Origin of the sequence: Streptomyces sp. NBC_01077 (genome assembly GCF_045162855.1) — a bacterium.
Classification (GTDB): domain Bacteria; phylum Actinomycetota; class Actinomycetes; order Streptomycetales; family Streptomycetaceae; genus Streptomyces.
The window spans coordinates 1,323,704-1,348,716 of the sequence record NZ_CP108669.1; the positions used below are offsets into that span (position 1 = coordinate 1,323,704).

Below are 25,013 nucleotides of genomic sequence, written 5' to 3' on the forward strand. Positions count from 1 at the left end.
CCTCCCTGGTCCGGGCCGCGTCCTGCGGCGGACGCCCACCCTACCGGCGGCCTCACCCGGGCACGGATGAGCACCGGCGGATAAAATTCACGCATGGGAGAGCGGCCCGTCGCGCCCGCGGCGCCTGACCTGGTCCTCGAGATCGACGGGGACGCGACTCGCATGAACCCGAGCCGCGTCTATCGCATCGGGCGCGACCCCACCAGCGACGTCGTGCTCGCGGACGCGCGTGCGTCCTGGCATCACGCGGTGCTCAGCGCCGCCGCCGGCCACTGGACGCTGGCGGACGAGGGCAGTACGAACGGCACCTTCACGGACGGTCTGCGGGTGGCCGGGCGGCGGCGGGTGGGCGCCGGGACGGTCGTACGGTTCGGGCATCCGTCGGACGGACCGCGCGCGGTGCTGTCGTCGGGGGCGATCCAGGCCGGTCCGGCGGAGCCCGAGGCCGAGTCCCTGGCGCCCCAGCAGGAACTCCAGCCTCGACCCGCTTCGAAACCCGCGCCGGAACACGCACCGGCACCCGCGCCGGAACACACACCGGCACCGGCACCGGCACCGGAAGCTCAGCCGGAGCCCATGCCCGCACCGGTGACACTCCCACCGGTGACACCCACCCCGGTGAAGCCCGCGCCGGCGGCACCCACCCCCGTGGCCCCTGTCCCCGACCCCGTACCCCCGCACGACGCGCCACCCCGGCCGCCCTCCGTCTCGTACCCCGCCGCCACCGGCACCTTCCGGCAGCCGACGTCCGTGCGGCCGCTGCCCACCCACAGCATCCGGATCGGCCGTGCCCCCGACAACGACGTGGTCGTCTCCGATCTCATCGTCTCCCGGCGCCATGCCGAGCTGCGCGCCCAGCCCGACGGCACGTACTGGATCCATGACCTCGGCAGTCACAACGGCACCTTCCTCAACGGCGCTCCCGTCGTCGACGCCCGGGTGACGCCGGACGACATCGTCGGTGTCGGCCACTGCGCGTTCTGTCTGATCGGCGGGCAGCTCGTCGAGTTCACCGACACCGGTGAGGTCTCCCTCGACGTCCAGTCGCTCGCCGTCACCGTCGACCACGGTCGCAAGACGCTCCTCGACGAGGTGTCGTTCCCCGTGGGCCAGAAGTGCCTGCTCGGGGTCGTGGGGCCGTCCGGCGCCGGGAAGTCGACGCTCCTCGGCGCCCTGACCGGGCAGCGCCCCGCCGACCGGGGCACGGTGCTCTACGACGGCCGTGACCTGTACCGGGACTACGCCGAGCTGCGGCAGCGCATCGGGCTCGTCCCGCAGGACGACATCCTGCACCTCCAGCTCACCGTGCGCCGTGCCCTCGGTTACGCCGCCGAGCTGCGCTTCCCCGAGGACACCGTGCCGGCCGAGCGCCGGGCCCGGGTGGACGAGGTGATTCGGGAGCTGGGGCTCGTGGAGCGCGCCGAGCAGCCGATCCACAGTCTCTCCGGCGGGCAGCGCAAGCGGGTGAGCGTCGCCCTGGAGCTGCTCACCAAGCCGTCGCTGCTCTTCCTCGACGAGCCGACGTCCGGCCTCGACCCCGGCATGGACCGGTCCGTGATGCACATGCTGCGCGGGCTCGCGGACGACGGCCGGACGGTCGTCGTCGTCACGCACAGCGTGCTCAGTCTGGATGTGTGCGACCGGCTGCTCGTGCTGGCGCCGGGCGGCCGCGTCGCCTACTACGGGCCGCCCGGGGACTCCCTCGACTTCTTCGGTTTCGATCAGTGGCCGGAGGCCTTCGAGGCCTTCGAGAACGACCGGGACCGCGACTGGGCCGGCCAGTACCGGTCGTCCCGCTTCCAGCGCCGCTACATCACGGACGCGACGGCCCGACCGAACGTCCCCGTGCCCGTCGGCGGGGTGACCTCCGCCGCACGGGAGCCCGCCCCGCCGCCGAAGGCGCAGAGCTGGGGCTCCCAGCTGCGGACGCTCGTCCGCCGGTACACGGCCGCGCTCGCCGCCGACCGCACGTTCCTCGCCATCATGATCGCGTTGCCGTTCGTGATGGGCGCGATGGCCCGGGCCCTGTCCGAGGGCAGCCTCAACCCCGAGTCGACGTTGAACGTCCTGCTCATCCTCTGTGTGGGCGGAGTCCTCACGGGCGCGGCGAACGCGGTCCGCGAACTGGTCAAGGAGCGCACGATCTACCGGCGTGAGAGAGCCGTCGGTCTCTCCCGGTCCGCGTATCTCGCCTCCAAGATGGTCGTCCTCGGTGTGATCACGGTCGTCCAGGCGGTCGTCCTCACCCTGGTGGCCCTGATCGGCGTGCCGCTCAACGTGCCCGACGGCAAGGGCGTCCTGATGCCCCCGCTCGTCGAGATCACCCTCGCCGTCGCACTTCTCTCCTTCACGGCGATGATGCTCGGCCTGCTCGTCTCCGCCCTCGTCCGCAAGGAGGAGGTGACGATGCCGTTGCTCGTCCTCCTCGCCATCGTGCAGGTGGTGTTCTGCGGGGCGCTCCTGACCGTGCGGGGGACGCCGGTACTGGAGCAGCTGGCGTGGCTGATTCCCTCCCGGTGGGCGTTCGCGGCGATGGGCGCGACGATCGACATCGGGAAGGTCGCGCCGAGCGACAAGACGACGGATCCGCTGATGGAGCACACGGCGACGGCCTGGTTGTTCGACATGGGCATGATGGTCGTGCTCTGTATCGTCCTCGGCCTGGTCGTGGCGCGGCTGCTGCGCCGCCACGAGCCGGTCGTCATGCGGAGGTAGGCCGTGAGCGTCCCCGTACCCGAGTACGTGCCGGACTTCCGGCCCACCCATGTCGTACCGCGTGCCGGTCTCGACACCTGGGAGGCGCCGGATCCGGGGCTGCCCACGACTCCGCTCGACGCGTTCCTGCCGGTGCGTCTGGAGGAGCGGGCCGGTGACTGGGGGCGGATCCTGTGCTCCAACGGCTGGACGGCGTGGGTCGACGCGCGGCTCCTCGTCACCGTCCCGGACGACCCGCCGGCGGCGGGTCGGGGACTCACGAGGACCGCCGACCCGCGCCCGCTGATCGCCCGCGCCGAGGACGCGCTCGGCCGCTACCGGCGGGCCGCCGAGGCGCTGGGAGCGGGTCGTCTGGACGGCGAGAACTTCCGGCTGCGGACACGTGGGCTGCGGGTGGGCATGGTCGTGGACGGCGAGTCGGTCTGGCTGTACGACGCGGAGCACGAACGGTGGGTGTACTGCGACGGGGTGGGGCTGAGTACGTACGCGGCGTCGGCTGCTCCCTCGGTCTCCGCTCCCCCCGCTGAGGCGGCGAAGCCGGAGGAGCCGGCCGACGAAGGGGATGCCGCCCCTCCCCCGGTGCACGAGCCCACCCAGGTGGTGCTGCAGGGCGGTCCGCCACCGGCCGCCGAGCCTCCCCCCACACAGGTGGTACCGCAGGTGGAACCCGCCGCCGGACCCCCGCCCACTCAGGTCGTACCGCAGGTGGAACCCGCCGCCGGACCCCCGCCCACTCAGGTCGTACCGCAGGTGGAACCCGCCGCCGGACCCCCGCCCACTCAGGTCGTACCGCAGGTGGAACCCGCCGCCGGACCCCCGCCCACCGAGGTGGTGCCGCAGGTGGACCCCGCTGCGGCCGCCGGGCCGCCGCCGACGCAGGTCGTGGAGCGGCCGCCGGCCGGGACGGCCGGTGAGGACTGATGGCCGGCGGGCCGCGCGATGAACCGGAGCTGCCGGCGGGCCGTCCCTCCGGACTCCTCGGCAAGGAGATCGCGGGCTATCGGGTGGAGGGCGAGATCGGGCGCGGCGGCATGGCGGTCGTGTACCGGGCACGGGATCTGCGGCTGGACCGGACGGTCGCGCTGAAGCTGCTCGCCCCCGAGCTGGCCCGTAACGACACCTTCCGCAAGCGCTTCGCGCACGAGTCGCGGGTCGCCGCATCGATCGACCACCCGCACATCGTGCCGGTCTTCGAGGCGGGCGAGACGGAGGGCGTGCTGTACATCGCCATGCGGTACGTGGCGGGGCAGGACCTGGTGGCCCTGCTCGACCGCGAGGGGCCGCTGCCGCCCGTGAAGGCGGGGCGGATCGCCGTACAGGTGGCGTCGGCCCTGGACGCGGCGCACGCGCACGACCTGGTGCACCGGGATGTGAAGCCCGGCAACATCCTGGTCGCGGAGGGTACGGACCGGGACCATCCGGAGCACGTGTACCTCACGGACTTCGGCCTGACGAAGAAGTCGTTGTCGCTGACGGGGTTCACCACGGTGGGCGAGTTCGTGGGCACGCTGGACTATGTGGCGCCCGAGCAGATCTCGGGGAAGCCGGTGGACGGCCGGTGCGATGTGTACAGCCTCGCGTGTGTGGTGTTCGAGATGCTGGTGGGGGCGCCGCCGTTCCGCCGTGACACGGACTGGGCGGTGCTGTGGGCGCAGCAGTACGATCCGCCGCCGCCGCTCTCCGAGGTGCGGCCGGGTCTGCCGGAGGCGGCGGACGCGGTCTTCGCCAAGGCGCTGGCGAAGACGCCCGAGGAGCGGTACGGGACGTGCCTGGAGTTCGTGGCCGAGCTGCGCGCGGCCCTGACGGCGGGTGGCGACGGGCCGGTGGTGACGCGGGGTCCTGAGCCGCTCGGCCCGCCGCGGGACCCGCCCTCGTGGGCGAGACCGGTGTTCCGCGACCTGTAGGGGGCCGGAACCCGCGCGGGCGAAAGTACGTCCTTATGGACCGGGGGTCCGGGGGCGGCGCGAACGCGCCGATGGGGCTCGGAGCCCACCGATGGGGTTCGGGAACAGAGTTCGGACCGGGGTTCGGGAACAGGGTTCGGAAACAGGGGGAGAGCATGGATCTGTTCGACGGAGAGCTGGGCGGACGGGACGAGCACCACGTGGGCGCCGAGGGCGGCGGCTGTTCCTGGTTCTACGTGATCCTCATCGGACTCGGGATCCTCGTCGTGGTCGCCATGAACTGGTTCTTCGACTTCGTCAGGAATCTTTTCTGACCGGGTCGGACCCCTGTGACGGCGACGCTGGCGGCGGCTTCTCCGTCTCGCCCCTGCGGTGGACCCTGGTGGCGAGGAGGCCGCCCAGGAAGCCGAAGAGCAAGCCCCAGAGGAGGGCGAAGCCGACCGTCTTCCAGATGTTGGGGCGCAGGATCACTTCGCCGCCCAGGGAGTCCAGGTCGCCGATGCCGAGGACCGAGAGGCCCAGGCGGGCCTCCACCAGGGTCAGGGGGGCCACGACCAGCATCGTCAGGGCGAACGCGATCCCCAGGTGGAGGGCGTGCTGCCAGAGCCTGATCCTGGCCGGGGAGCGGACCGCCGCCACGAAGGCCGCGGCGAGGACCAGAACGGCTGCCACGGGCAGCAGCCACCAGGCCCGGCCGTCCTGTGCGGCGAGCGAGTTCAGGTCGATGGTCGAGAGGTCCGTGCTGTCGCCCGTGCCGCCGCCCTGACGCAGGACGGCGTCGAGGACCTGCGGCATGGGCAGCCCGAAGGGGCCGTCCACCCTGCCCTCCCAGGAGCCGCCGATGCCCACGCCGAGGGCGAGCCAGGCGACGTTGGGCAGGCCGAGCAGGAGAACGGCGAGGGTTTCGGCGGCGTGGCCCTTGGTCGCCGCGACGATCACGCCGATGACCAGGCCCACGGCCACGTACGCGAGGAGCAGGAGGAGCATCGCGTACGCCGCGGGCCGTACGGGTTCGTGGTAGCGGACGAGGCGGGGCGGCAGCGGGGTCCTGCGGGAGACGAGGAGGGCGACGACGAGCACGCCGAGGATCCACAGGAGCCCGTAGAAGAGGGTGGGTCCGAGGTCGGTGCGGAAGCCGACGGTGGGGTTCACGGCGTCGAGAAGCTCCCCGAAGATGTCCATCAGGGAGCCCTGCTCGTCCCCGCCGCCGATGGTGATGGGGAAGTCGTGCCGGGCGACGGCGGAGATGCCCGCGAGCGCCGCCAGCCAGAGGACGACCGTGGTCACGGCGCGCAGCAGGAGTTCGCGGGCGCTGGTCACGGCGTGGTGCCGCAGCGGGCGCAGGAAGCAGTAACCGGTGACGAGTGCGCCCACCAGGGTGACGGTCAGGGGCATGGCGGTCAGTTCGGCCTGGGTTCCGGCGAGGGCTCCGGCGTCTCCGGAGAGTTCGATCTTGCCGCCCGCGGCCATGACGACGACGGCGGCGAGGACGGCGGTGAAGCCGCCGGGCAGGTCGCCCGCGCCGGCGGCCCAGAGGCCGAGGCCCGCGGTGACGCCCATCGCGACGTAACCGGCGACCACCGCGGCCAGGGCTTGGAGGCCGACGCGGGCGAGGAGCCCGGTGGAGGTCGCGGAGGGCCGCGTGGAGGTGGGGAGCCGACTGCTCACCCTGCCCACGCTAGTACCGGTGCCGGTCGGCTGCTTGCGGACGGGACCAATCGGGTAGGCGCCCTCTCGGCCGCTTGCGGACGGGACCGCTCGTGCACGCGCGCGATCGGCCGGTGGCGCACGGGCCCCCTCGTGTACGAGTGCTGCCATGCGGGGTTCTCCGCTTGCGGGCACGCACCGTTCGGCGCACACAATGGGCCCGGAACGGAAGAAAGGGAAAAACGTGACTTCCCACCCGCCGTCCGGCCCTCCGTCGGTTCCTCCCGCAGGTCCCCCCTCCGGCCCCCTCTCGGGCCCGAGCACACGCCCCGGGAGCGCCGGTCCCCCACCACCCCCCGGACCGCCCCACGACGGTTCGGGGGGCGGCTCGGGCGGTGGCGGTTCGTCGGGCGGCTCCGGGGGCGGCGGGGCCGGGGGCGGCGACTCGGGCGCTCCCGGAAACCGGGGCCCCGACAAGGGCCCCTGGTGGCGTTCCGTCCCCAAGGTCGCCGCGGTCACCGCCGTGCTGGTCGCGGCCGCCGCCCTGGCCGTCGTGCTCACCAACCGCCCCGACGGCGGGAACGACACGGCGGGTTCCGGTGGCGGCGAGGTGTTCCTCCAGAACGCGGCCGCGTCCGGCCCCGACCCGTTCACCAAGTCGACGGCCCGCGCCGACACCGCTTCCGCGTCTCCGGCCTCGCTGCCTCCCCGTACCGCCTCGGCCACGCCCGAGGTGTCGGGCTCGACGCCCGGCCTCTACGGCGGAACGCAGTCCGTGGCCAGTTGCAACGTGGAACAGCAGGTCCGCTTCCTCTCCGGCGAGCCTGCGAAGAACACAGCCTTCGCCTCTGTCCTGGGCATCTCCGCGAACGAGGTGCCGGGCTATCTCCGCTCCCTGACCCCGCTTCAGCTCCGTGCCGACACCCGGGTGACGAACCACGGCTTCCGGGACGGCTCCGCCACCACGTACCAGGCGGTGCTCCAGTCCGGCACCGCGGTCCTGGTCGACGGTCGCGGGGTGCCCCGGGTGCGCTGCGCCTGCGGCAACCCACTGACCGATCCCGTGGCGCAGAAGTCGCCGCGGACGTCGGGCACGGCATGGCAGGGCTACAGCTCCGACCAGGTGGTCGTGGTGGCGCCCTCGGTGACGGTCGTGAACGTCTTCGTGGTGTACGACCCCAAGGACGACAGCTGGTTCGCGCGGCAGCACGGCGACCACGGCCGTCACGACAAGCCGACCCCGCCGCCTCCCCCGCCGCCCACCAAGTCCCCGTCGACGTCTCCGTCGACCTCCACGTCCCCGTCCGTCTCCCCGTCGTCGCCGGTGCCGTGCGTGACGGTGACGGGCACGGAGACCCCGACGCCGAGCGGTGGGGTGACGCCGTCACCGTGCCCCTCGACCCTCTCCCCCTCGGCGCCGACGTCCTCGCCGCCGACATCGCCCTCGGACACGTCCCCGTCCACCGACACGTCCCCGCCGGACACCTCTCCGTCGGACGACACGTCGCCGTCGACCGAGTCGTCGGGTCCCGAGTCCGCGCCGGTCACGGAGAGTTCGGGGGCCGTCAGCCCGTGATCTGAGCGTCCTTCGGGCTTCCCGCGCCGCCCCAGGAATGGATCTGCACGCCGTGCTCGCGCATGAGGTCCTGGTGGTCGGCGCGCTGGAAGAAGGACCGCAGCGCCCGCAGCCAGGCTCCGATCGGCACGGGGCGGGCCGCCCGCTCCTCCGCACGCTGCTGCCACATCCGCTCGTCACGGTCGGTGAAGTGTCCGGACATCAGTCGTCTCCCTTCCCTGGTGAAGGTGGCCACCAGGCCACTGAAAGGGAGTCTGTAACCTTATTGGCCTGGAGAGCAGAGCCAATAAGGAGTGATTGGCATGGCGGTGGCACGCGTGGTCCATACAGCGGACCGGACCCTCACGGGCCGTCAGCTGGCGTCGCTCCTCACCCCGCCTCCCGAGGGCCGGTTCGGCTACCGGGAGCTCGCGCGGGCCGTACGGGAGGCCCTGCTCGACGGGCGGGTGGCCCTGCGGCTGCGGCTGCCGGCCGAGCGGGAGCTCGCCACGGTGCTCGCCGTGAGCCGGACGACGGTCACGGGGGCGTACGACCTGCTCCGGGAGAGCGGGTACGCGCACAGCCGACGTGGCGCGGGCACCTGGACGGCGCTCCCGGAGGGCCAGGCCCCGACCGCGCTCGGGGCCTTCCACGACAACGCCGGGGCGACCGTCGACCTCGCCCTGGCCTCGCCCGAGGCGCCGGCCGAGGAACTCTCCGCCGCGCTCGCGGCGGCCGCCGCCGAGCTCCCCCGGTACACCGGCTCGCAGGGCTACCACCCGTACGGACTGCCCGCGCTGCGCGCCGCCGTCGCCGCGCGCTACACGGCGCGCGGCCTGCCGACCCGCCCGGAGCAGATCCTCGTCACCACGGGTGCGCAGCAGGCGCTTTCGCTGGTGCTCACGCTGCTCGGCCGGGCCGGCGACCGGGTGCTCGCCGAGAACCCCTCGTACACCAACGCCCTCGATGCGATGCGGGGCCGCATGCTCCGCATCACCCCGGTGCCGGTCACCGAGACCGGCTGGGACACCGGGCTCGTCGACGCGGCACTCCGGCAGGCCGCGCCGCGCCTGGCCTATCTGATCCCCGACTTCCACAATCCGACCGGGCACCTGATGCCGCACGAGCAGCGCCGGGACCTGGCGCGGGCCGCGCGCGCCACCGGGACCTGGCTGGTGGTGGACGAAACGCTGACGGACATCGCGCTCGACGTGCCCGCGCCGCTGCCGTTCGCGGCGGCAGCGTCCGGGGGTGACAGCGAGCAGATCGTCTCCGTCGGCTCGCTGAGCAAGAGCTGCTGGGGCGGTCTCCGGGTCGGCTGGGTGCGGGCCGCGTCCCGGGTCGTGACCGAGCTGGCCCGGGTACGGATCACCGCCGACCTGTCCGGTTCCGTCCTGGACCAGCTGGTGGCCGTCGCCCTCATGGACCGGCTCGACGTGATCCTGCCGAAGCGGCTGGCGGAGCTGCGGCTGCGCCGGGACGCGCTGACCTCGGCCCTGGCCCGCCATGTGCCCGAATGGCGGTGGACGGTGCCGCCCGGCGGGATGTGCCTGTGGATCGACCTGGGCCGCCCCGCCGCCTCGGCCCTCGCGGCCCGTGCTCTGCGGCACGGGGTACGGGTGGAGGGCGGCGCCCGGTTCGGCGTGGACCCCGGCACGCACGAGCACCGGCTGCGCCTCCCGTACACGCTGCCCGAGGACGTCTACGAACCGGCGGCGGAACGGCTCGCGGCGGCGCTCGACGGGGCGCCGGGGCGCTTCGCCGACCCGGCGCTTCCGGACTGGGTGGCCTGAGACGGGCGGCCTGAGAACCGGGCCGCGCGCCGCCTGCTCCGCACATATTCGGATGCCCGCTCAGCAGGGTCCATGTACGGTCCACCGAGTGGAACCATTGACCGACAAAGAGATCCGCTCGTCCTTCGTGAACTGCACCAAGGGTGAGGCGGCACGCCTCAAGCTGCCGCTCGACTTCGCCGAACTCCCCTGGGAGGACCTGGACTTCCTCGGGTGGGTCGACCCGGGCGCGCCGCTGCGCGCACACCTGGTCGTCCCCCGCACGGACGGACCGGTCGGCGTGAGTCTGCGGGTCCCTGCCGCGGGGCGGACCAGCGCCATGAAGTCGAGCATGTGCCAGGTCTGTCTGACCGGGCACGCCTCCTCGGGCGTCACGCTCCTCGTGGCGCCGCTCGCCGGCCCCCGGGGCCGCGAGGGGAACACCGTCGGGATCTACTTCTGCGCCGACCTCGCCTGCTCCCTCTACGTCCGGGGCAAGCGGCAGCCGAAGCTGCGCGGCCGACGGCAGGAGGAGTCCCTCACGGTCGACGAGCAGGTCGCCCGGCTCGCGGGCAACCTGGACGCCTTCGTCGGCCGGGTGACGTCGGGCTGAGCCGCCCGGCCTGTTTCGGCGCGGCTCGGCTCAGCTCGGATCGATTCGGGTCAGCTCAGCTCGGCTCGGATCGGCTCAGCGGAAGGCCTGTTCGCCGGTGAGCGCCTTGCCGATGACCAGGGAGTGGACCTCGCTCGTGCCCTCGTAGGTGAGCACCGACTCCAGGTTGTTGGCGTGGCGCAGCACCGGGTACTCCAGGGTGATGCCGTTGGCGCCCAGGATCGTGCGGCACTCGCGGGCGATCGCGATGGCCTCGCGGACGTTGTTCAGCTTGCCGACGCTGACCTGCTCGGCGGTGAGCGTGCCCGCGTCCTTGAGCCGGCCGAGGTGGAGGGCGAGCAGCATGCCCTTGCCGAGTTCGACGGACATGTCGGCGAGCTTCTGCTGCGTGAGCTGGTACGAGGCGAGGGAGCGGCCGAACACGATCCGGTCGCGGGCGTACGAGATCGCCGTCTCCAGGCAGTCGCGGGCGGCGCCGAGCGCGCCGAACACGATGCCGAAGCGGGCCTCGTTGAGGCAGCCGAGCGGGCCGGAGAGGCCCCGGGCCTCGGGAAGCATGGCGTCGGCCGGGAGGCGGACGTCCTCCAGGACCAGTTCGCTGGTGACGCTCGCCCGGAGCGACAGCTTCATCTTGATCTCCGGGGCGCTGAACCCGGGGGTTCCGGCCGGGACGAGGAAGCCGCGTACGCCGTCCTCGGTACGGGCCCAGACGACGGCGACATCGGCCACCGAGCCGTTGGTGATCCACATCTTGGTGCCGTTGAGGATCCAGTCGGTGCCGTCGCGCTTGGCGTTGGTCCGCATCGCGCCCGGGTCGGAGCCCGCGTCGGGCTCGGTGAGGCCGAAGCAGCCGATGTACTCGCCGGCCGCCATCTTCGGCAGCCAGCGCTGCTTCTGCTCCTCGGAGCCGTACTTCCAGATCGCGTACATGGCGAGGGAGCCCTGTACGGAGACGAGCGAACGCAGTCCGGAGTCGACGGCCTCCAGCTCCAGACACGCGAGGCCGTACGCGACGGCGTTGGTGCCCGCGCAGCCGTAGCCCTCCAGGTGCATGCCGAGCACGCCGATGCCGCCGAGGGTGCGGGCGAGTTCGCGGGCGGGGATCTCGCCCTTCTCGAACCAGCCGGCGACGTGCGGGCGCAGCTCGCGGTCGGCGACGGCGCGCACGGTGCGGCGGATCTCGCGCTCCTCGTCGGTCAGCAGTCCGTCGACGGCGAGCAGGTCGAAGGGGTGGACGGGGGCGGAGCTGGACTGCGACGACGACTGCGACGACTTCACGGACGGCCTCCTGGCGGCTGTGGCAACTCGGCGAGCCGAAGCGTAGCCCCAGATCAGATATTGGATCCAGTATTGAAAATCCGAAATCCCCGCCGTACGGTCCGACTGGATCCGATCGCCAGTGAGGGAGAACGGAATGCGCGCAGATCAGCCGGGCACACCGGAGCCTCCGGAGGGCGGCGCCCTGTCCGGGATCGTCGTCGCCGACTTCGGCCGGGTGCTCGCGGGGCCGTACATGACGATGCTTCTCGCCGATCTGGGCGCGGACGTGATCAAGATCGAGCGGCCCGGTTCCGGCGACGACACGCGCGCGTGGGGGCCGCCGTTCGCCGACGGCGAGGCCACCTACTTCCTCGGGGTGAACCGCAACAAGCGCTCGGTCGCGCTCGACCTCACCGACCCCGAGGACCACGCGACGGCGCGCGCGATCGTGGACCGCGCGGACGTCCTGGTGGAGAACTTCCGCCCCGGCACGATGGAGAAGCTGGGCCTCGGGTACGAGGCCGTGCGGGCGACCAACCCGGGCCTCGTCTACTGCTCGGTGACCGGCTTCGGTACCGACGAAGGCGCCCGGCTGCCCGGCTACGACCTGCTCGTCCAGGCCATGGGCGGCCTCATGAGCGTGACGGGTGAAGCGGGCGGCCAGGGGACGAAGGCCGGGGTCGCCCTGGTCGACGTCATCACCGGGCTGCACGCGGGCCTCGGTGTCCTGGCCGCCCTCCGGCACCGGGAGCGCACCGGCGAGGGCCAGCGGGTCGAGGTCTCCCTGCTCTCCTCCCTCCTCTCGGCGCTCACCAACCAGGCGGCCGCCCACCTCGGGGCCGGGGTCGTGCCGCGCGCCATGGGCAACCAGCACCCGAGCATCGCCCCGTACGAGGTGTTCGAGGCCGAGGACCGGCCGCTGGTCCTGGCCGTGGGCAACGACCGGCAGTTCCGCGTCCTGGGCGAGCGGCTCGGCCTGCCCGGGCTCGCCGACGATCCGCGCTTCGCGACGAACTCGGCCCGGGTCGCCCACCGGGAGGAGCTGGTCGCGGCCCTCGCCGGGCCCCTGGGCAGCCGTACCGCCGACGCCTGGTTCGAGGAGCTCACCGCGGCCGGGGTGCCGTGCGGGCCGATCAACGACCTGGCCGCCGCCTTCGGTCTCGCCGACCGGCTGGGCCTCGCACCACGGGTCCCGGAGTCCGCGGCCGGTCCCGGCCAGGTCGCCCATCCGGTCCGGCTCGGCGCGACGCCGCCCACGTACCGCGCCGCTCCCCCGCGTCTGGGCGAGCACACGGAGGACGTGCTGGCCTCCCTGGGGCGGGCGGAGGCGACCGCCGCGCGGAATCCGTAGCCACGCGCGCGTAGGAAGATGGTCGGCACCGGTGGAGAGATCATCCGGTGGGCAACGTGAGGGAACGGAAGGTCACAGGCGATGAGCAGCGCGGTGCAGAGGCGGCGGCCGCAGACCGCCCAGCAGTTCGTCCTGGAGGAACTGCGGCGCGCCATCACCAGCGGGGAGCTCAGGCCCGGCGGGCAGATCCGGCAGGACGCCCTCGCGGCCCGGTTCGAGGTGAGCCGGGTGCCGCTGCGCGAGGCCCTGAAGGCCCTGGAGGCCGAGGGTCTGGTCGTCCATCACATCCACCGGGGCTACTTCGTCGCGGAACTCTCGCTCGCCGACCTGGAGGAGATCTACCGGATCCGTGAGCTCCTGGAGACGGAGGCCGTGCGGATGGCCGTACGGCGGATGCCGGACGGCATCGTGGCCGCCCTGGAGCGCGTCCAGCGAGAGGTGGAGCGGGCGGCCGACGAGGGCGACGTGCCGGCGATGGCCGCGGCGAACCGGCTCTTCCACTTCACCCTCATCGAGGCGTCGGGGATGCCGCGCCTGGTCCGGCTGATCGCGACCCTGTGGGACTCCACCGACGCGTACCGCTCGCTCTACTACACCGAGGATCCGCACCGGAAGCAGGCCGTGCGTGAGCACCGCGCCGTCATCTCCGCGCTCCGGCACGGCGACGAGGAGGCCACCGTCCGGTGGCTGGACGAGCACCGGGCGCACGCGGTGGCGGCGCTGCGCGAGGTCCTGGGCCTGGAGCGGGGCTGAGCCCCGTGCGAGCGCCGGAGCGTAAACCTGGGGAAAGCCGGGGGGGTAAAGCGGGGGGTAAGGCGGGGGGTAAGGCGGGGGGTAAGCCGGGCGTAAATCGGATGCCCGGGGCCATGTCTCCCTCCTAGGCTCCTCCTCATGCATCACGGGGGAATGATCAACATCGTCGACGTCGAGGCGACCTGCTGGGAGGGCGAGCGCCCGCCCGGCGCGGTCAGCGAGATCATCGAGATCGGGCTGACGGTCGTCGACCTGGGCGCGGGTGAACGGGTCTCACGGCACCGGATCCTGGTGCGGCCGGTCCGCTCGAAGGTCAGCGCCTTCTGCACCGAACTGACCGGGCTCACGCAGGCGGAGGTCGACACCGGCCTGGACTTCGCCGCCGCCTGCCGTCTGCTCGCCACCACGTACGAGGCCGGTGTGCGGCCCTGGGCGAGCTGGGGCGACTACGACCGCAACCAGTTCACCCGCCAGTGCCGGGCCACGGACACCGCGTACCCCTTCGGGCGGCACCACACCAACGCCAAGGCGGTCTTCACCGAGGCGTACAGACTTCCCAAGCGGCCCGGTATGGCGCGTGCCCTGGAGTTGGCGGGTCTGCCCCTGGAGGGTCGTCACCACCGGGGCGAGGACGACGCCTGGAACATCGCGGCGCTGGTCCTGCGGCTGGCGCGGCGTGGCGCGTGGCCGACCGCCGGGGCCGGGGCCGTTCCGTAGGCGGCTGTGGAGCCTGCGGTTACCCTGGCGCCGGACGCGAGGGAGGATCCATGGGGCGGATGCCGTCGGCACAACGACGCAGGCAGCTGGTCGAGGCGGCGATCAGGGCGATGACCAGGGACGGTGTCGCCCGGACCACCACCCGGTCGATCTGCGCCGAGGCGGGCGTCTCGCTGAGCGTCTTCCACTATTGCTTCGAGTCCAAGCAGGCGCTCCTCGAAGCCGCGATCGAGACGATCAACGGCAACTACGTGGCGCGGGTGATGTCGGCGGTCGAGCCGGGAGCCACCCTGCGCGAGACCGTGCGGGGCGCGCTCCAGTCGTACTGGGACCACGTCACGGCCCGTCCCGGCGAGCACATGCTGACGTACGACCTCACCCAGTACGCCCTGCGGGAGCCGGGGTTCGAGCATCTGGCACGGGCCCAGTACGAGCAGTACGTGCTGTCGGCGGGCGCGCTCATCGAGCAGGTCCGCGCGATGCGGGACATCGAACCGCGGGTTCCGGTGGAGACGATCGCGCGGTACCTGGCGGCGGCGATCGACGGTCTCACGCTCCAGTTCCTGGTCCTCGGCGACGAGAAGACGGCCACCGACCTGCTCGATCTGACGGCCGATCAACTGGTGTCGATGATCGACGGATAGGCCTTCTGGCAGGTCCGCGGTACCCACCCCGGCCGGACCTCTGTTCTCGCCAACAGGTCATCTGTCCCGGACTATTGACTCACTCCTCCAACACCGCGATTCTCGGGGCGCCCGGTACTCCCCCACCGTCCGGAGGCATCGCTGACCATGATTCGACCCATTTCGCGCGGGACCGGCGGCAGAGCCGCCCTCTTGGCGCTGTTCCTCGCCCTGGCCGCCGTCCTCTTCGGCTCCGGTCCCGTCCCCGCGGCCGCCGCCGGCGACGCGTGGTGGGATCCCACCTCCCGGCCCGCGGCCGACTCGCAGATCAACGTCACCGGCGCACCGTTCAAGGGAACGGACGCGCAGGGGAAGGTGCGCGGCTTCGTCGACGCGCACAACCACCTGATGTCCAGCGAGGGCTTCGGCGGCCGGATGATCTGCGGCAAGCCGTTCTCCACGGCGGGCGTCGCGGACGCGCTCAAGGACTGTCCGGAGCACTACCCGGACGGCTCGGGTGCCCTCTTCGAGCACCTCACGGGCGGTGACAACGGCAAGCACGACCCGGTCGGCTGGCCCACGTTCAAGGACTGGCCCGCCAACAACTCCCTGAGCCACCAGCAGAACTACTACGCATGGGTCGAGCGCGCCTGGCGCGGCGGCCAGCGCGTCCTGGTGAACGACCTCGTCACCAACGGTCTGATCTGCTCGCTGCTGCCCCGCGACCGCGGCTGCGACGAGATGGACGCCATCCGGCTCGAAGCCCGCAAGACGTACGAGATGCAGGACTACGTCGACGGGATGTACGGCGGCCCCGGGAAGGGCTGGTTCCGGATCGTCACCAGCGCCGCCCAGGCCCGCTCGGTGATCGAGCAGGGCAAGCTCGCGGTCGTCCTCGGCGTGGAGACCTCGGAGCCCTTCGGCTGCAAGCAGATCCTCGATGTCGCCCAGTGCAGCAAGGAGGACATCGACAAGGGGCTCGACGAGCTGTACTCGCTCGGCGTGCGCAGCATGTTCCTCTGCCACAAGTTCGACAACGCGCTGTGCGGTGTCCGGTTCGACAGCGGGACCACGGGCGTGGCCGTCAACATCGGCCAGTTCCTGTCCACGGGCACCTTCTGGGCCACCGAGAAGTGCGCGGGTCCGCAGCACGACAACCCCATCGGTCTCGCCGCCGCGCCCGCCGCGATGGCGGCGAAGCTGCCGGCCGGGGTGAGCGTCCCCTCGTACGCCTCCGATGCGCGGTGCAACACGCGCGGGCTCACCCGGCTCGGGGAGCACGCCGTGAAGGGCATGATGCAGCGCGGCATGATGCTGGAGCTCGACCACATGAGCGTCAAGGCCGCGGGCCGGGCGCTCGACATGCTGGAGGCCGAGGAGTACCCGGGCGTGCTCTCCAGCCACAGCTGGATGGACCTGGACTGGACCGAGCGGCTGTACCGCCTCGGCGGCTTCGCCGCCTCGTACATGCACAACGCCCAGGGGTTCGTCGGCGAGGCGGGACAGAAGGCCGCGCTGCGCAAGGAGTACGGCGTCGGGTTCGGCTACGGCACCGACATGAACGGGGTCGGCGGCTGGCCGGGCCCGGTGGGCCCCGACGCGCCGAACGCCGTGAAGTACCCCTTCCGGAGCTTCGACGGCGGTTCCGTCCTCGACCGCCAGGTCACGGGTGAGCGCACCTGGGACCTCAACACGGACGGAGCCGCGCACAACGGCCTCGTCCCGGACTGGATCGAGCAGATCCGGCTCACCGACGGCGGCCAGGGCGTCGTGGACGAACTGTCCCGGGGCGCGGAGTCGTACCTCACCACGTGGAAGCGGACCGAGGACCACGAGCCGGGGGTGAACCTCGCGTCCGGACAGCCGGCGGCGGCCAGCACCACCCAGTGGTGGAACCCCTTCGTCGACTTCTCGCCGGGCCTCACGGTCGACGGCGACACCGCGACGCGCTGGGCCAGCGAGTGGTCGGACGACCAGTGGCTCCGGGTGGACCTGGGCTCCGTGCGCCGGGTCGGGCGGGTCACGCTGGACTGGGAGCGGGCCTACGCGCGGGCGTACCGGATCGAGCTGTCGGACGACGGCGTGAACTGGCGGACCGCGTGGTCCACGGAGGCGGGCGACGGCGGCTACGACACGGCGGAGTTCGCCTCGCAGTCGGCCCGGTACGTGCGCGTCCATGGGGTGAAGCGGGCCACGGAGTGGGGCTACTCGCTCCACGAGGTGGCCGTCAACAGGTCCTGAACACGCACGGGTGGGGGCCGGTCGGATCACCTCGTGATCCGACCGGCCCCCACTGTCGGTTCTCAACTCCCGGTGGGACCTGCCCAGTCGGCGGGGATGTGGGCGAGCCGTACGCGCTGCGGGTGGTCGCCGACGGCCACGGAGGCCACGCGCCGGCCGGTGGCGAAGTCGATCGCGGTCACCCGGTCGGCGCCGCTCTCGGAGACGACGCAGGACCGTCCGTCGCCGCTCACGGTCGCCCAGTAGGGCTTGGACGCCTCGACGAGCGGGCCCTCCTGGAGCGTGGCGCGGTCGACCACCGCGGCGTAGTCGTCCATCGTCCCCGCGACGCAGAGCTTGGTTCCGTCGGGGCTCATCGAAAGGCCGTGGTGGCGCGAGTCGTTGACCCAGGTGGTGCGGTCGGGGTCGGTCTTCGGGTTGCCGGGGAGCACCTTGGCCCGGGTGATCCGGTCGGCGGCGATGTCGTACTCCAGGAAGCCGTTGTAGAACGAGACCTGGAAGTAGAGCTTCTTCTCGTCCGGGGTGAAGGCGACGGGGCGGACGGCGTCGGAGAGGTCGCTCCGGCCGAAGGCGTCGAGGCGCTCGCGCATGTCGATGACCCGGACGGTCTCGAACGTGGCGGCGTCGACGACGGTGATACGGCGGTCGCCCTTGGTCCAGTCGAGCCAGGGGGCGTCGAGGGCGGTGGTGACCTCGCCGATGGACATGTTCCACAGGAGTCCGTCGGAGGTGAAGACGTTCTCGTGCGGCTTGTCGCCCGTCGTGAACGAGCCGATCTCACGGCCGGTGCCGATGTCGAGGACGTGCACGGTGTTCGCCGTGGAGGCGGAGACCGCGACCCGGGTTCCGTCGGGCGAGACGGCCATGTGGTCGGCGCGGTAACCGGCCACGGGGAAACGCCAGTTGACCCGTCCGGTGCGCAGGTCGAGGGAGACGACGTCGGCGAAGCTGGGCCGGGAGACGACCATGGAGGAGCCGTCGGGGGTCGCGTACATGTCGTCGACGAACTGGTCGTGCCCCTCTCCCGGGCCACTGCGGACGCCGAGGAAGAACGCGAGCTTGATGGGGTTCAGATGGATCTCGCGGAGGCGTTCCTCCTTGTCGGGGACGACGTTCACGCGGCCGATGCGGTGGAAGTCGCCCTGGGAGGCGATGACGTCGGCCGTCCCGTCCCAGTTGTTGCCGACGAACATCGCCTCGCGGAGCCCGGCGGTCGCCGGCCCCTCGGGGGCGGCCGATCCGGTGCCACCGGCCGTGGCGACGAGAGCGACGGCGACCGCGAGGGCGGCGGCGAGGCGTCGGGGGCGGGTGGTCGACGTACGGGGAGAGGGCATGCGGGGGTCCTTCTTCCGGCTCGCGGGGGTGAGTTCAGGGACGGCTTCAGGGATGACTTCAGGGACGGCATCCGGGGCGGCTACAGGGGCGACTTACCCGAAGTAACCATGTACATGACAAGACTTGCAAGTCCTTGTCGCATCCCGATCAGCGCCATGCGCGGCCCGTGCAGGTCGGCCGTCGCGCTCCGCGCGATCCACCCCCTTGCCCCACTCCGGCGCCCGGTAGGAGATCATGGACTCCGGACCCCAGAAGGGACGGAACGGACGATGAGGCACCGCAGTGTCGCCGACCTGATGACGCCGACCGCGGTTGCGGTGCAACCCGGCACATCGTTCAAGGAGATCGCGCGGCTCCTCGACGAGTACGGCATCACCGCCGTCCCGGTGGTCGACGACGAGAACAGGCCCGTGGGCGTGGTCTCCGAGGCCGACCTGCTGCGGCGGCACACCGCGAAGGACGGGCCGAGCACCGCGGAGGCCATGATGTCGAGCCCCGTCGTGACGGCCCGGCCCTCCTGGACGGCCGTCGAGGCAGCGCGCCTCATGGAGCGGCACCGGGTGAAGCGGCTGCCGGTCGTGGACGCGGAGGGGCGGCTGATCGGCGTGCTGAGCCGCAGCGATCTGCTCCAGCTGTTCCTGCGGAGGGACCGCTCGATCCAGGAGGAAATCCGGGAGGACGTGGTCGTCCGCATCCTCCGCCTCTCCCCCTCCGCCGTACACATCGACGTCGACGAGGGGCGGGTGACCCTCAGCGGCACGCTGGACCGCGCGGGAATCGGCCCGATCCTCGTCCGGCTGTGCGAGACGGTGGACGGCGTGGTGGAGGTCGCGGACCGGCTGACGTACGAGGACGCGGAGGGCGACGGGGCGGCGTAGGGGTTACATCAGGGCAAGCGCATCAGGGCACGGTTCGGGCCAGCGCAGGGTTCGGGTCAGGGCAAGGTCCGGGTCAGGGCGAGGTCCGTGGTCAGCGCAGGGTTCGGGTCAGGGCGAGGTCCGGGTCAGGGCGAGGTCCGTGGTCAGGCAGGGTTCGGGTCAGGGCAGGCTCCGCCCCGGGCCCGGCAGGACGGGAGACGTCCTACCGGGCCCTCGCCACGGGCGGCTGTGCCGTCAGGAGACCGCCTCGGGCCAGCCGTAGCCGGGGCCGGTGTGCTGGGGTACGGTCCCCGCGCCCACCGCCTCCATCTCCCGGTTGGCCTCGTGCATCAGCTTGCCGGCCAGGTCCTTCATCGCCCGGCTCGCGGCCAGCTCGTCACCGATCGCCGGCACGTCGACGTCCGCCGGGTTGCAGCGGGCGGAGCCGTGCCCCGTGAGGGTCGAGTTGCCGGTCATGAGCCGGGCCTCGGCCTTGGTCCTGCCGTCCTCCTCGACCAGTTCCACGCCGACCGTCCATTCCAGGGTGCGGGTCATGGTCTGCCTCCTCGCACAGCCGGCCGCGCGCGACCGAGGCGCGGCCCCTTCCGATACCTCCAGGATCCATCGGCGGGGGCCGAGCGGCACGCCACGAGAAGGGGACGGCCACAGATCGACGGTCACGGTCACACGCTCGGTGACCGTGAAGGAAGAACGGACCGTGTCGGCCGTGCCCTGCCTAAGGAGCGCGGAAGAGGCGCGGGAAGCGGGGGGCGAGCCAGGGCTTGCGACCCCAGCCGAGCGCCTTGCCACGGGCGATCACGGGCCAGGGGTCGACCCGGCCCAGGCCGAGGAGGAGGAAGGCGACCGGCTCGGTGAGGATGGTGCAGTCCGGGCGGGCAGGCGGCTCGTGGGTGGTCTCGACTGCGCCGTCCGTGACGATGACGCCGAAGGTCGGGCCGCTGCGGAGCCGTACCGCGAACCGGGCCGTCAGCCCGTCGACGGCGGCCGGGTCGGTCACGCGGGGCATCGCCTCGATCATGAACGGCAGAGTGAGGTCGACCCGGTTCGCGTCCAGCATGTGGGGGCGGCCGACGGCGAGGGCCAGGTCGTAGCCGTGGCCGAGCATGTGGGTCAGCAGGTACGAGCCGAGCACGGCCGGGCGCATGGCGCCGAGCGGGGAGGAGAGGAGCGCGTCCGGGTCGCGCTCCTCCACGGATACGAGGAAGGCCTCGGCCTGGGCGGTGATCATCTCGGCGAGTGGTCCGGGCGCCCGCTCCTCGAACCCGGCGAGGGCGCGTTCGTTGGCGTCGGCGAGGCTGCCGGGGGTGCCGTCGCCGTAGGGGCGCTCGTGTCCGGCGGCCAGGTCGGCCATGAGGGTGTTGGCCTGCGCCAGGTGGGCGGCGGCCTCTCCAAGGGTCCAGGTGGACCGGGGCACGGCAAGGCCGGAGCCGTGTCCGCCGGGTGCTGCGCGCAGCACCGAGGCGATGTCCTCGGCCGTGCCGCGTATGGCCTCCGCAAGCCCGTCGGGCAGCACCCCACCCACTCGTCCCGCCATCACTCCACCCCTCCCTTGACCCGGTGGCCCCACGCGACTCACCGGTTGGTCAGGGACCGTACCAGTGAGTAGGTCCATCGGCACCGGTCACGGCGTCGGCAGACTACAGACCGACGTCCCGGGCCCTCAGGTCCTCCAGGGTCTCCCGGCGCACCAGGAGTCGAGCGTGGCCGTCGAGCACGGCGACCACCGGGGGTCGGCCCACGAGGTTGTACGAGGAGGCCATCGACAGGTGGTACGCGCCGGCCACCGGTAGCGCGAGCAGGTCGCCCGGGTGGGTGTCGGCGGGCAGCCGCACGTCCTCGGCCAGGACGTCGCCGGCCTCGCAGTGGCGGCCGACGACCGTCACGCACTCGGTGTCGGCCGCCGAGCGGCGGCCGATCAGGCGGGGGGCGTAGCGCACCCCGTACAGCGCGGGTCGCGGGTTGTCGCTCATCCCGCCGTCCACCGCCACGAAGGTCCGCCCGGGCGTGCGCTTCACCGCGAGCACCCGGTACACGGCGACTCCGGCCGGGCCGGTGACCGCACGGCCCGGCTCGATGATCAGGCGCGGGACGGGCAGGCCGGCCGCCGCGCAGCTCTCGGCCAGCTCGGCGCGGACCTTGCGGGCGAGCGTGGTGAGATCGAGGGCGGGCTGGCCCGGTCGGTAGGCGATCCCATGGCCGCCGCCGAGGTCGAGCTCCGGCAGCGTGACGCCGTGGGTGTCGCGGATCCTGGCCATGAGACCGACGACCCGTCGTACGGCCACGAGGTACGGCTTGACGTCCGCGATCTGCGAACCCAAGTGGCAGTGGATGCCCGTGAGTTCGAGCTGCGGTTGGTCGAGAATCCGGGCGATCGCGTGCTGGGCGTGGCCGTCCCGGAGGGAGAGGCCGAACTTCTGGTCGTCGGAGCCGGTACGGATCTTCCGGTGGCCGCCCGCGCTGATGCCCGGCGTCACCCGGACCATGACCTTCTGATGACCACCCGTGCCGACAGCGGCGGCGATGCGGGCGATCTCGGCAGGGGTGTCGATCACGATCCGGCCGACGCCGAGGCGCAGCGCCGTGGCCAGGTCCTGCGGTGACTTGGCGTTGCCGTGGAGCAGGATGCGGTCGGCCGGGAACCCGGTCGTGACGGCGAGTTCCAACTCACCGGCGGAGCACACGTCCAGGCCGAGTCCCTCCTCCTCGACCCAGTGGGCGAGGGCGCGGCACAGGAAGGCCTTGGCCGCGTAGTGGATCTCGGCGTCGGGGAAGGCACTGCGGTAGGTGCGGCAGCGCTCGCGCACCTCGGCCTCGTCGAGGACGTACACGGGGGTTCCGTGGCTCTCGGCGATCCCGGCGAGAGCCACACCGCCGACGAGGACGCCGCCGTGGGGCTGCTCGGTGGTGGTCGCGGGCCAGACGGAGAGCGCGTCGCCGTCGGCGGCGGATCCGGTCGCGGCGCGGGGCCGGGTGGGGACGGGCTGGGCGGCGACGGGCCGGGCGGGGATCGTGGTCATCTCCGGATCCCCCTTCAGCCCGCGAGGACGGTCAAGGGCCGTCGCAGCGGCTCGGCCATCGGCAGGGAGGCGGAATGCGGCACGGGTGCCGTGAGCGCCGGGTCGATCCTCAGCTCCCGGATGTCCAGCGGTGCCGTCAGCGCCCGCAGTGCGGGCTCCGACAGCCGGATCCAGGGCTGGTCCGCTCCCAGCACGGCCGTCAGCCGCGCCGGGTCGGTGAACGCGACGGCGGTCCTGCCACCGACCGGCGTGCGGAACAGGCGGGTCACCCAGCCACAGGTGCCCGGCCGGACGGGCACGCAGAGGCGTCCGGCCGGGAACTGTTCCGCAGGCTCCGGATCGTCTCCGTACAGGGCGTCTGCCATGGGTTCCTCCCGAGGAGCGAAACACGATCCCCGGCACGGTCGCGCCGGGGGGGGTGTCCCCGACGCTATGCCCGGTGATCCCTGCTCCCGGGTCCGCCCTGACGCACCCCTGACGTACGCGGGCCGAATGCATACACCCCGCTGACACGGAGCGGCCCGCCGCCCCGTGTCAGCAGGGACGGCGGGCCCGAGCAGCACCCGAAGGTCTCACTCCACGACGAGCACGATCTTGCCCGTCGTGCGGTCGGTCTCGCCGAGGGCGTGCGCCTTGGCGGCCTCGGCCAGCGGGAAGACCGCTTCGACGTGGACCCGCAGAGCACCGGACTCCACCAGGGCGGCGACGGCGTTCATACCGGCGTGGTCGGCCTCGACGAGGAGCGTCTCCACCCGGACGCCCCGGGCGGCGGCCTTCGCCGGCTCGTCCGGGTCGGTGCCCGGGAGCAGGGAGACGAGGGTGCCGCCGGGCCGGAGGACGTCCAGGGACCGGGCGCGGGTGTCTCCGGACATCGGGTCCAGGACCATGTCGACGTCCTCGACCACCTCGGCGAAGTCGACCGAGCGGTAGTCGACGACCTCGTCCGCGCCGAGGGACCGCACGAAGTCGTGCTTGGGCGCGCTCGCGGTGCCGATGACGTACGCGCCACGGGCCTTGGCGATCTGGACGGCGAGGTGACCGACACCGCCGGCCGCCGCGTGGACGAGGACGCGCTGACCGGGGCCGACACCGGCGGTGTCGACGATCGCCTGGTACGCGGTGAGGGCGGCGAGCGGCAGGGCGCCGGCCTGGACGTGGTCGATGGCGGCGGGCTTGAGCGCGAAGGCGCGGGCGGGGCCGGTCACGAACTCGGCGTGGGAGCCGACGCCGAACGGGTAGGGCAGCATGCCGAAGACCTCGTCGCCCGGCTTGAAGACGGTCACGCCGTAGCCGACCGCCTCGACGACGCCGGAGACGTCCCAGCCGAGGACGAGCGGCAGGCGGTCGAGGAAGAAGCCGGCGGAGCGGTGCTTCCAGTCGGTGGGGTTGACTCCGGCGGCGCGTACGGAGACGAGGATCTGGCTCGGGCCCGGCTCGGGTCGCGGCAGCACGACCTCCTGGAGCACCTCCGGGGTGCCGTGGGTGTCCTGGCTGATGGCTCGCATGGTGGCGTTGTTCGTCATGCGTCCAGCGTCGCCGCAGGCCCCGGGCCGGTACCATGGCATGATTGCCATCTTTCAATGAGATCGTGCCAGAGATCGCGCCGAGGATCGCGCCGAGAAGCCCCAGGAGGGTCAGCCGTGGGAAAGCTCCATCGTGTCGTCGTCCTCGCCCTCGACGGGGTGTACCCCTTCGAGCTGGGCATCCCGAGCAGGGTGTTCGGGTCGGCGGACGGGCACTACGAGGTCCTCACCTGTTCGGTGGACGGCGGGCCTGTCCGTACGAACTCCGACTTCTCGGTGACCGTCGAGCACGGGCCGGAGGTGCTGCGTACGGCCGACACCGTCCTGCTGCCACCCTTCGACATCTCCCTCCTCACCCGTGAGCCGCCTCCCGCGACCATGGAGGCGCTCGCGTCCGTACGGGCCGGGGCGCGGCTCGTGTCCATCTGCACCGGCGCCTTCGTCCTCGCCGCCGCCGGGCTGCTCGACGGGCGTCCCGCCACGACCCATTGGTCGCTCGCGGACACTTTCCGCTCGTGGTTCCCGCAGGTGGCGCTCGATCCGGACGTGCTCTTCGTCGACGACGGCGACGTGCTGACCTCGGCCGGCGCCGCCTCCGGAGTGGACGTCTGCCTGCATCTCGTACGGAAGGACCACGGCACCGCCGTCGCCAACCACGTGGCGCGGGTGTGCGTCGTACCGCCGTGGCGGGACGGCGGGCAGGCGCAGTACATCGAGCAGCCGGTGCCCGAGGCCACGGCGAGCGGGACCTCGGCGACCCGCCAGTGGGCGCTCGAGAACCTGCGGGAGCCGCTCCCGCTGAGCCAGCTCGCCGATCACGCGCGGATGAGCATGCGGACCTTCGCCCGCCGGTTCGGCGAGGAGGTCGGGATGAGCCCGGGGAAGTGGCTGATCCAGCAGCGGGTGGCCCGGGCCCGGCATCTGCTCGAATCGACCGATCTGGCCGTCGACGACATCGCCGGGGAGGTCGGCTTCGCCACCGGTACCTCGCTGCGCCAGCACCTCCATGCCGCCATCGGGGTCACTCCGCTCGCCTATCGGCGTACCTTTCGCGGCATGGCGACGACGGCGGTCGAGGCGGCGGCCGTCTGACTCTTTCCGCAGGCCAG

General features: G+C 72.4%; 23 protein-coding genes. 14 read left to right on the forward strand and 9 right to left on the reverse strand.

The genetic code is table 11. The annotated features are described in order from the left end of the window. Positions 1–93: 93 nt before the first annotated feature. The 4 genes from OG462_RS05995 (at position 94) to OG462_RS06010 (ending at position 4,933) form a co-directional block, all read left to right on the forward strand. Complete coding sequence (locus tag OG462_RS05995) at positions 94–2,715, forward strand: FHA domain-containing protein (protein ID WP_406055147.1); 2,622 nt, start codon at positions 94–96, stop codon at positions 2,713–2,715. Between the two features lie 3 nt (positions 2,716–2,718). Then, complete coding sequence (locus OG462_RS06000; RefSeq protein ID WP_406055149.1) at positions 2,719–3,636, forward strand: hypothetical protein; 918 nt, start codon at positions 2,719–2,721, stop codon at positions 3,634–3,636. Next, positions 3,636–4,619 carry a serine/threonine-protein kinase gene (locus OG462_RS06005; RefSeq protein ID WP_406055151.1) on the forward strand — a complete coding sequence of 328 codons (984 nt, stop codon included), beginning with the start codon at positions 3,636–3,638 and terminating at the stop codon, positions 4,617–4,619. The genes OG462_RS06000 and OG462_RS06005 overlap by 1 nt, the downstream gene beginning before the upstream one ends. Before the next feature lie 155 nt (positions 4,620–4,774). Continuing rightward, the gene (locus tag OG462_RS06010; protein ID WP_406055153.1) at positions 4,775–4,933 is read left to right on the forward strand and encodes a hypothetical protein; all 159 of its coding nucleotides are present in this window, start codon (positions 4,775–4,777) and stop codon (positions 4,931–4,933) included. Here OG462_RS06010 and OG462_RS06015 read toward each other — a convergent pair. Further along, the gene (locus OG462_RS06015; RefSeq protein ID WP_406055155.1) at positions 4,917–6,287 is read right to left on the reverse strand and encodes a streptophobe family protein; all 1,371 of its coding nucleotides are present in this window, start codon (positions 6,285–6,287) and stop codon (positions 4,917–4,919) included. The genes OG462_RS06010 and OG462_RS06015 overlap by 17 nt on opposite strands. A gap of 223 nt (positions 6,288–6,510) precedes the next feature. On the opposite strand from OG462_RS06015, the gene OG462_RS06020 reads away from it, so the two are divergent. After that, entirely contained in the window at positions 6,511–7,842 is a 1,332-nt protein-coding gene (locus OG462_RS06020) for a DUF6777 domain-containing protein (RefSeq protein WP_406055157.1), read from the forward strand. On the opposite strand, the gene OG462_RS06025 is transcribed toward OG462_RS06020, so the two are convergent. Continuing rightward, positions 7,832–8,044: a hypothetical protein gene (locus OG462_RS06025; RefSeq protein WP_406055159.1), complete on the reverse strand. Its 213-nt coding sequence runs from the start codon at positions 8,042–8,044 to the stop codon at positions 7,832–7,834. The two genes, OG462_RS06020 and OG462_RS06025, sit on opposite strands and share 11 nt — an antisense overlap. Positions 8,045–8,144: 100 nt before the next feature. Between OG462_RS06025 and OG462_RS06030 the strand changes: the two genes are divergently transcribed. Then, positions 8,145–9,614: a PLP-dependent aminotransferase family protein gene (locus tag OG462_RS06030; RefSeq protein WP_406055161.1), complete on the forward strand. Its 1,470-nt coding sequence runs from the start codon at positions 8,145–8,147 to the stop codon at positions 9,612–9,614. A gap of 88 nt (positions 9,615–9,702) precedes the next feature. Further along, positions 9,703–10,206: an FBP domain-containing protein gene (locus tag OG462_RS06035; protein ID WP_406055163.1), complete on the forward strand. Its 504-nt coding sequence runs from the start codon at positions 9,703–9,705 to the stop codon at positions 10,204–10,206. 75 nt (positions 10,207–10,281) lie between these two features. Here OG462_RS06035 and OG462_RS06040 read toward each other — a convergent pair whose 3' ends face one another. After that, complete coding sequence (locus tag OG462_RS06040) at positions 10,282–11,484, reverse strand: acyl-CoA dehydrogenase family protein (protein ID WP_406055165.1); 1,203 nt, start codon at positions 11,482–11,484, stop codon at positions 10,282–10,284. 136 nt (positions 11,485–11,620) lie between these two features. Here OG462_RS06040 and OG462_RS06045 point away from each other — a divergent pair, with 136 nt between their 5' ends. From OG462_RS06045 to OG462_RS06065, 5 genes are all read left to right on the forward strand, one after another. Next, positions 11,621–12,817, forward strand: a complete 1,197-nt coding sequence (locus OG462_RS06045) for a CaiB/BaiF CoA transferase family protein (RefSeq protein ID WP_406055167.1) — start codon at positions 11,621–11,623, stop codon at positions 12,815–12,817. Between the two features lie 81 nt (positions 12,818–12,898). Further along, positions 12,899–13,570: a GntR family transcriptional regulator gene (locus tag OG462_RS06050; RefSeq protein ID WP_406055169.1), complete on the forward strand. Its 672-nt coding sequence runs from the start codon at positions 12,899–12,901 to the stop codon at positions 13,568–13,570. Between the two features lie 138 nt (positions 13,571–13,708). Continuing rightward, positions 13,709–14,287 (forward strand): exonuclease domain-containing protein, encoded by a 579-nt coding sequence (locus OG462_RS06055; RefSeq protein ID WP_406055171.1) that lies wholly within the window; start codon positions 13,709–13,711, stop codon positions 14,285–14,287. Between the two features lie 50 nt (positions 14,288–14,337). Next, on the forward strand, positions 14,338–14,931 hold the full coding sequence (locus tag OG462_RS06060) for a TetR/AcrR family transcriptional regulator (RefSeq protein ID WP_406055173.1): 594 nt from the start codon (positions 14,338–14,340) through the stop codon (positions 14,929–14,931). Positions 14,932–15,078: 147 nt separating this feature from the next. After that, entirely contained in the window at positions 15,079–17,151 is a 2,073-nt protein-coding gene (locus tag OG462_RS06065) for a discoidin domain-containing protein (protein ID WP_406055175.1), read from the forward strand. 62 nt (positions 17,152–17,213) lie between these two features. Here the strand turns inward: OG462_RS06065 and OG462_RS06070 are convergent, their stop codons facing one another. Next, the gene (locus OG462_RS06070; RefSeq protein ID WP_406055177.1) at positions 17,214–18,485 is read right to left on the reverse strand and encodes a YncE family protein; all 1,272 of its coding nucleotides are present in this window, start codon (positions 18,483–18,485) and stop codon (positions 17,214–17,216) included. Between the two features lie 270 nt (positions 18,486–18,755). Between OG462_RS06070 and OG462_RS06075 the strand changes: the two genes are divergently transcribed. Further along, entirely contained in the window at positions 18,756–19,364 is a 609-nt protein-coding gene (locus OG462_RS06075; RefSeq protein ID WP_406055179.1) for a CBS domain-containing protein, read from the forward strand. Between the two features lie 234 nt (positions 19,365–19,598). Here OG462_RS06075 and OG462_RS06080 read toward each other — a convergent pair whose 3' ends face one another. The 5 genes from OG462_RS06080 to OG462_RS06100 all read right to left on the reverse strand — a co-directional run bounded on the left by OG462_RS06080 (position 19,599) and on the right by OG462_RS06100 (position 23,904). Next, positions 19,599–19,898, reverse strand: coding sequence for a DUF1876 domain-containing protein (locus OG462_RS06080; RefSeq protein WP_406055181.1), 300 nt, complete (start codon positions 19,896–19,898; stop codon positions 19,599–19,601). A gap of 181 nt (positions 19,899–20,079) precedes the next feature. Continuing rightward, positions 20,080–20,898 (reverse strand): maleylpyruvate isomerase family mycothiol-dependent enzyme, encoded by an 819-nt coding sequence (locus OG462_RS06085; RefSeq protein WP_406055182.1) that lies wholly within the window; start codon positions 20,896–20,898, stop codon positions 20,080–20,082. Positions 20,899–21,001: 103 nt separating this feature from the next. Continuing rightward, entirely contained in the window at positions 21,002–22,381 is a 1,380-nt protein-coding gene (gene lysA / locus OG462_RS06090; RefSeq protein WP_406055184.1) for a diaminopimelate decarboxylase, read from the reverse strand. Positions 22,382–22,395: 14 nt separating this feature from the next. Continuing rightward, positions 22,396–22,746: an SAV_915 family protein gene (locus OG462_RS06095; protein WP_406055186.1), complete on the reverse strand. Its 351-nt coding sequence runs from the start codon at positions 22,744–22,746 to the stop codon at positions 22,396–22,398. A gap of 207 nt (positions 22,747–22,953) precedes the next feature. Beyond that, a complete protein-coding gene (locus tag OG462_RS06100) occupies positions 22,954–23,904 on the reverse strand; it encodes an NADP-dependent oxidoreductase (protein WP_406055188.1) in 951 nt (316 codons plus the stop codon). A 117-nt stretch (positions 23,905–24,021) separates the two neighbouring features. Between OG462_RS06100 and OG462_RS06105 the strand changes: the two genes are divergently transcribed. Further along, the gene (locus OG462_RS06105; RefSeq protein WP_406055190.1) at positions 24,022–24,996 is read left to right on the forward strand and encodes a GlxA family transcriptional regulator; all 975 of its coding nucleotides are present in this window, start codon (positions 24,022–24,024) and stop codon (positions 24,994–24,996) included. The last annotated feature ends 17 nt before the right edge of the window (positions 24,997–25,013 follow it).